Annotated in this window: 6 protein-coding genes; all 6 read left to right on the forward strand. The window is 45.5% G+C overall.

Going from position 1 to position 6,494, the window contains the following annotated elements; translation table 11 throughout:
* The first annotated feature begins 180 nt into the window (after window positions 1–180).
* The 6 genes from O9295_RS17005 (at window position 181) to ppc (ending at window position 6,346) form a co-directional block, all read left to right on the forward strand.
* Window positions 181–531, forward strand: coding sequence for a coiled-coil domain-containing protein (locus tag O9295_RS17005; protein WP_002797081.1), 351 nt, complete (start codon window positions 181–183; stop codon window positions 529–531).
* Window positions 532–543: 12 nt separating this feature from the next.
* Window positions 544–1,371 carry a septum site-determining protein MinC gene (gene minC / locus O9295_RS17010; protein ID WP_288034045.1) on the forward strand — a complete coding sequence of 276 codons (828 nt, stop codon included), beginning with the start codon at window positions 544–546 and terminating at the stop codon, window positions 1,369–1,371.
* A gap of 306 nt (window positions 1,372–1,677) precedes the next feature.
* Window positions 1,678–2,478 carry a septum site-determining protein MinD gene (minD, locus tag O9295_RS17015; RefSeq protein WP_147069275.1) on the forward strand — a complete coding sequence of 267 codons (801 nt, stop codon included), beginning with the start codon at window positions 1,678–1,680 and terminating at the stop codon, window positions 2,476–2,478.
* Between the two features lie 29 nt (window positions 2,479–2,507).
* A complete protein-coding gene (gene minE, locus O9295_RS17020) occupies window positions 2,508–2,795 on the forward strand; it encodes a cell division topological specificity factor MinE (protein WP_147069276.1) in 288 nt (95 codons plus the stop codon).
* Window positions 2,792–2,980, forward strand: a complete 189-nt coding sequence (locus O9295_RS17025; RefSeq protein ID WP_147069277.1) for a hypothetical protein — start codon at window positions 2,792–2,794, stop codon at window positions 2,978–2,980. The genes minE and O9295_RS17025 overlap by 4 nt, the downstream gene beginning before the upstream one ends.
* A gap of 309 nt (window positions 2,981–3,289) precedes the next feature.
* Window positions 3,290–6,346 carry a phosphoenolpyruvate carboxylase gene (gene ppc / locus O9295_RS17030; protein WP_288034049.1) on the forward strand — a complete coding sequence of 1,019 codons (3,057 nt, stop codon included), beginning with the start codon at window positions 3,290–3,292 and terminating at the stop codon, window positions 6,344–6,346.
* The last annotated feature ends 148 nt before the right edge of the window (window positions 6,347–6,494 follow it).

Here is a 6,494-nt window from a genome sequence, read left to right on the forward strand (position 1 = left end):
GTGTCAGTCTGTAGAGCGACCATAAGACCAGAACAGAGTAAATCTGTTAAGGCAGGTGCGAAAAATCCTTCGGGAAAGAAGCAGAAACCTAAATCGTGAGGTTTGGGAATCACCGTCCGTTTACGGCGGTGAGGATGTCAAAATTAAAGAAACATCTATACTGATAGCCGGTTAATTTTTATGAAAACTGTTGCCGATACGGACCTGCAAAGGCTAGAAGACTTAATTATCAACGGACAAAAAGCGATCGAGACTCGTTTCACGGCGATCGAGACTCGTTTCACGGCGATCGAGAATAATATCGTCGAAATTAAGGCTGATATTAAGGAAATCAAGCAAGATGTTAAATCCCTAGAGATAGGACAGGCCAAATTAACCGAAAGAGTCGAAGGGATGGATAATCGCCTCAAAATAGTTGAGGGCAGTCAAAAAAATCAAATTTGGGCATTGATAACCATTTTAGGGGGTTCACTGATTACCGCTTCCGTCGGTTTGCTGATCGCTATTTTACGCTTTGTCTTGTTTAAGTAAAAAATTATCTTTATGGATGAAACTAAAACCGAAATAAATCAAGAAATCGACCTAGAAACCGAAAAAATTGAGCCATCAGCCTCGGTAATAGAGAGATACGCCCAAATCCACCTAAAAAGCGAGGGTGAGAAATTGGTGCTAATTTTGCCCAAAACCGGCGCTGGGGAGACAAGTCAGGATTGGACAGATATCTTGACAGGATTAAAATATTATCTCCGTAATAGCGGCCAAAACTGCCCCGCTAGAACACCAGTACACCTAAGGTCCAACGATCGCCTGATGGATACGCGCCAACTACAAGCGATCGCCACAATTTTAGACAGCGCCGAATTACCCCTGCATACCATCCAAACCCAAAGAAGACAAACCGCAGTAGCAGCGGCAACCATGGGTTACAATGTCGAACAAATGCGCTCGAATCCGACGGTTTTCGGGGACGAGCAACCGCTGCCATCCCTCCTCGCCGAACCTTTGTACTTAAAAACCACCCTGCGATCGGGTGTAGAAATCCGTCACCCGGGTACAGTTATAATCATGGGCGATGTCAACCCCGGCGGCTCGATCGTCGCTGATGGCGATATATTAGTTTGGGGGAGTTTACGCGGTGTGGCCCATGCTGGATTCCGCGGCGATCGAGCAGCGGTAATTATGGCCCTGCGAATCGACTTAACTCAACTGAGGATCGCTGAATTAGTGGCACGCGCTCCGGCTTTAGATAGCGATCGCATGGAACCAGAAATTGCCTGTATCAGCGAAGGAGGAATCCGCATCATTGGGGCTTATAATTTTTCCAGAACCTACACCTTTAAAGATAAAGTGGGATGGGTAGAAAAAAAGTGATCAGTGACCAGTAAACAGTGATCAGTAAATAGTGATTCAGGGACCAGTAAAAATAGGGATTAACTGCGTTGAAATGAAAAACTCTATCACTCTATCACTCTATCGGGAGCATCTCATTTATGCAAGTGAGTAATTATACTTATCACTAAAACTGGTTTCTAGCAAGGCTTTCAAAATAGCTTGACATAAAAACCTGATTTAGGGGTTACAAAGGTGAGATGCTCCCAACTCTATCAAACCAATAACTGATAACTGATAACCGGTAACTGATAACTGATAACTGATAACTGATAACTGATATAAATTATGGCTCGTGTAATTGTGGTGACATCGGGAAAGGGAGGAGTTGGTAAAACGACAGTAACGGCGAACTTAGGTTCAGCCTTATCTCAATTAGGCTGTCGAGTCGCCCTTGTCGATGCCGATTTCGGACTGAGAAATCTCGATTTATTGTTAGGATTAGAACAGCGTATCGTTTATACTGCCCTCGATGTGGTGGCGGGAGATTGTAGCCTTGATAAAGCTTTAGTTAAGGATAAAAGACAGGAAAATCTGGTCTTATTACCGGCGGCACAAAACCGCACCAAAGAGGCGATTACTGCCGCTCAAATGAAGGATTTAGTCGCCCAATTGTCAAAAAGTTATGACTATGTATTGATTGATTGCCCGGCAGGAATTGAAATGGGTTTTCGCAATGCGATCGCCGCTGCCCAAGAAGCGATCATCGTTACTACTCCGGAAATGTCGGCGGTGAGAGATGCCGATCGCGTGGTGGGATTACTAGAAAGCGAAGATATTAAGAGTATCCGTCTGATTGTCAACCGGCTGCGGCCAGAAATGATCCAACTTAATCAGATGATCAGCGTCGAGGACATTCTCGACCTCTTGGTAATTCCCTTGTTGGGGATTATTCCCGACGATCAAAGAATTATTATTTCCACTAATAAAGGGGAACCATTAGTATTAGAGGAGAAGACCTCTCTCCCCTCCATGGCCTTTAGAAACATTGCCCAGCGTTTACAGGGTCGCGATGTGCCGTTTCTAGATTTAATGGCCGGTCAAGAAGGTTTTCTTACTCGTCTGCGTCGTCGCTTGTTTGGGCCTTAAACTCTCTCATCTCAACCCCTTAACCTACTATGAATGACCTGATCGATAAACTTCTAGCATGGCGCGGTTCGGGCAAAAGTGGCGACCAAGCTAAAAAACGCTTAAAACTTATTCTGGCCCATGATCGCGCCGATCTTAGTCCCGAACTTCTTAATATGATGCGTCAAGAAATCTTAGAAGTGGTCAGTCGTTATCTTGATATCGACACCGAGGAAACCGAGTTGATCCTAGAAAGTGACCAACGGACTACAGCCCTGATTGCTAATTTTCCGATTCGTCGCATCAAACGCCGTCCTTTAACCGAGAAATTGCCATGAAAACTCAACCGATCGAGCTTTTGCTTAGTCTAGCGGTCAGTCCCTTTCTTTTATCCTACTTGGGACTACGTTCTATTAATAATTGGTTGATAGAAGTCGGGAAAGACAGCGAGGAAATCTTTCGGGGCGATCGCTTGCCCCTTCTCAATATTCCCGATCAGTTACCGGTCAACAGTGACCAATAATCTTTTCTAGAAAAAGTTACCGAAAAAAAGTCCTTTTGCCCCCTGAAAAGAGGCAAAAATAGTGAAATTTTTGTTAAAAATAGGAAAAAATGTGATTCTTTGGGATATAATCTCATTTCTGACCAACCCTAAGAACTAATCCCGATAGATCAGTTATCAGTGATCAGTTGTCAATGATCAGATTTGAGTTTTCAGTGAATAGTATTAAGTGGCAAGTTCTGAGCTTTCTTTTCACTGATTATTGATTATTGATTACTGATTACTGATTACTGATTACTGATTACTGATTACTGATTACTGATTAAAATTATGAGCGTCCTTGTCCCCTCGACCGAAACCGAACAGGATATTTTCACCACTTCCAACCTGTTTCTGCAGCAAAGACTGAAATTAATCGAAGATTTATGGAAAGAAGTCTTAGTCTCCGAATGTGGTCAAGAATTAGTCGATTTACTGGAATTACTGCGCCATCTCTGTTCTGAGGAAGGACAAGTGACCGATGATAGTCCGGAAGCAATGATCGCCAAAATGATCGAAGACTTGGAACTAGGGGAAGCGATCAAAGTTACCCGCGCTTTTGCCCTCTATTTCCAGTTAATAAATATAATCGAACAACACTACGAACAAAGGGATCAGCAACTACTGCGACGGACGGTGATCGGGGAAGAAAACGAAAGTCCCAAGGCTGACCCAACGCAAAAAAGCCTTTTAGCCACCATTGTCGGGGCCGATTGGCTAGAAAAAACCCTGAACGAGTCCGATCACTCCGGCCCAAAATCGGGACTATTTCACTGGTTATTTCCCTATCTCAAACAGGTTAACGTCCCTCCCCAAGAAATTCAGCGTCTTCTCGATCAGTTAGATATTCGTCTGGTTTTCACGGCCCACCCCACGGAAATTGTCCGTCATACCATTCGCATTAAACAGCGCCGTATCTCAGGCATTCTCGAAAAACTCGACCAAGCAGAAGAAATCTTTCGCAGTATGGGGTTAACTAACTCCAGAGAAGCACAGACAGTCACCAAACAGTTAAAAGAAGAAATACGTTTTTGGTGGCGAACAGATGAACTACACCAATTTAAACCCACCGTCGTCGATGAAGTGGATTATGCCCTGCACTACTTCGATGAAGTTCTCTTTGATTCCCTACCCCAGTTAACCCTGCGTCTGCAGCAAAGTCTAGAATCCTCCTTTCCCCGTTTACGAGCGCCGAAAAATAACTTCTGTCGCTTCGGTTCTTGGGTCGGGGGAGATCGGGATGGCAATCCCTCCGTTACCCCCGAAGTCACCTGGAAAACCTGCTGTTATCAGCGCAATCTCGTTATTAAAAAATATCTCGATGCTATTCGCGACCTGACCAGTATTTTAAGTGCCTCCCTGCACTGGTGTCACGTCTTGCCGGAGTTACTGGACTCCCTGGACAGAGATAAACAGCAAATGCCCGAAATCTATAGCCAGTTAGCAATCCGCTACCGTCAGGAACCCTATCGCCTCAAATTGGCCTTTATTCAAAAACGTCTGGAAAATACGCGCGATCGCAATGATCGCCTCAATGACCCGGAAGAACGACAATTATTAACTAAACTCAACGAAACCAACATCTATCGCTCCGGTTCCGAGTTTTTAGCCGAATTACAGCTATTAAAGCGCAGTCTCTTGCAAACCGGTCTTTCTTGTCAAGAACTCGATCGACTGATCGCCCAAGTAGAGATTTTTGGCTTTGTCCTGACTCAGTTAGATTTTCGGCAGGAATCCACCCGTCACGCCGAATGTATCGAAGAAATCGCCGAATATCTCGGAGTTTTACCCAAACCCTACGGTCAATTAAGCGAATCAGAAAAAATCGCCTGGTTAGTGGGGGAATTAAAAACCCGTCGGCCCTTAATTCCCCGGGAAATGCCCTTCTCGGAAAGAACCTGCGAAACCATTGAAACCCTGCGAGTTTTAAGAAGTCTGCAAGGGGAATTTGGTCTGGAAATCTGCCAAACCTACATTATCAGCATGACCAACGAGGCCAGCGATGTGCTAGAAGTGCTGTTATTAGCCCAAGAAGCCGGTTTATACGACCCCGCCACTAGCCGCAGTTCCCTCCGCATCGTTCCCCTCTTTGAAACCGTCGATGACCTCAAACACGCCCCCGGCATCATGCAGACTTTGTTTGAATTGCCCCTCTATCGGGCAGCCCTAGCCGGCGGTTACGACCATTTAGGGGCTTTAAACGGGGAGGAAGTGACCCTGGAACCGGCCATCCTCGAACCGGGTAATTTACAGGAGATTATGGTGGGTTACTCCGATAGTAATAAGGATTCCGGCTTTTTGAGCAGTAATTGGGAAATTCATAAGGCCCAGAAGGCTTTACAAAAAACCGCTAAACAATACGGCGTGGATCTACGTCTTTTTCATGGCCGGGGCGGTTCCGTCGGTCGCGGTGGTGGACCGGCCTACGCCGCTATCCTCGCCCAACCCCGGGGAACGATTAACGGTCGCATTAAAATCACCGAACAGGGCGAGGTTTTAGCCTCGAAATACTCTTTACCAGAATTGGCCTTGTATAACCTCGAAACGGCCGTAACGGCAGTCATACAGGCAAGTTTACTGGGCAGTGGTTTTGATGATCTCGAACCCTGGAATCGCATCATGGAGGAGTTGGCCACCCGTTCACGGCAAACCTATCGCAGTTTGATTTATGAAGAACCGGACTTTTTAGACTTCTTCCTGTCCGTAACTCCCATTCCTGAAATTAGTCTTTTACAGATTAGTTCCCGACCGGCGCGCCGGAAAAGTGGTCAACAGGATTTAAGTACCCTGCGGGCAATTCCCTGGGTATTTAGTTGGACTCAAACCCGTTTTCTTTTACCTGCTTGGTATGGTTTAGGGACAGCTTTACAGATGTTTCTCGATGATTCTCCTAACCGAAATTTGGAATTGTTACGCCATTTTTATCACAAGTGGCCTTTCTTCCAGATGGTGATTTCTAAGGCAGACATGACTCTATCGAAGGTGGACCTACAGATGGCCTATCACTACGTCAGTGAACTTTCTAAACAGGAAGATCGAGAACGTTTTCAACGTCTGTTTGAAAGGATCAAAGAGGAATATAATCGCACTAGCGAGATTGTTCTCCAGATCACCGGCGAGAAACATTTATTGGATAATGATCCGAATTTACAGCGCTCGGTGCAGTTACGCAACGGTTCGATCGTTCCCCTCGGTTTCCTACAGGTGTCTCTCCTCAAGCGTTTACGTCAATACAACAGTCAAGCTCAATCCGGTGTGATTCATTTCCGCTATTCTAAAGAGGAGTTATTAAGGGGCGCTTTAATGACGATTAATGGTATTGCCGCAGGGATGAGAAATACCGGTTGATTACAGATAATTAGGGTTTGCTGAAAAAGTTTTTCTTGGGGGCAGGGTGTGGGGTGTGGGGTGTGGGGTGTAGGGTTTTACCGATTTTGAAGGGGTCAATTACCTAATTTTCAGGGAAAAAGTCCCGGAATTTTCCCCCCGATCACTC

It is taken from the genome of Microcystis sp. LE18-22.4A (assembly GCF_027531105.1).
Lineage (GTDB): Bacteria > Cyanobacteriota > Cyanobacteriia > Cyanobacteriales > Microcystaceae > Microcystis > Microcystis aeruginosa.

What these genes read in the sequence shown, in the direction of transcription:
- O9295_RS17005 (WP_002797081.1), top strand. Translation starts at nt 181, where the DNA reads ATGAAAACTGTTGCCGATACGGACCTGCAAAGGCTAGAAGACTTAATT.
- minC (WP_288034045.1), top strand. Translation starts at nt 544, where the DNA reads ATGGATGAAACTAAAACCGAAATAAATCAAGAAATCGACCTAGAAACC.
- minD (WP_147069275.1), top strand. Translation starts at nt 1,678, where the DNA reads ATGGCTCGTGTAATTGTGGTGACATCGGGAAAGGGAGGAGTTGGTAAA.
- minE (WP_147069276.1), top strand. Translation starts at nt 2,508, where the DNA reads ATGAATGACCTGATCGATAAACTTCTAGCATGGCGCGGTTCGGGCAAA.
- O9295_RS17025 (WP_147069277.1), top strand. Translation starts at nt 2,792, where the DNA reads ATGAAAACTCAACCGATCGAGCTTTTGCTTAGTCTAGCGGTCAGTCCC.
- ppc (WP_288034049.1), top strand. Translation starts at nt 3,290, where the DNA reads ATGAGCGTCCTTGTCCCCTCGACCGAAACCGAACAGGATATTTTCACC.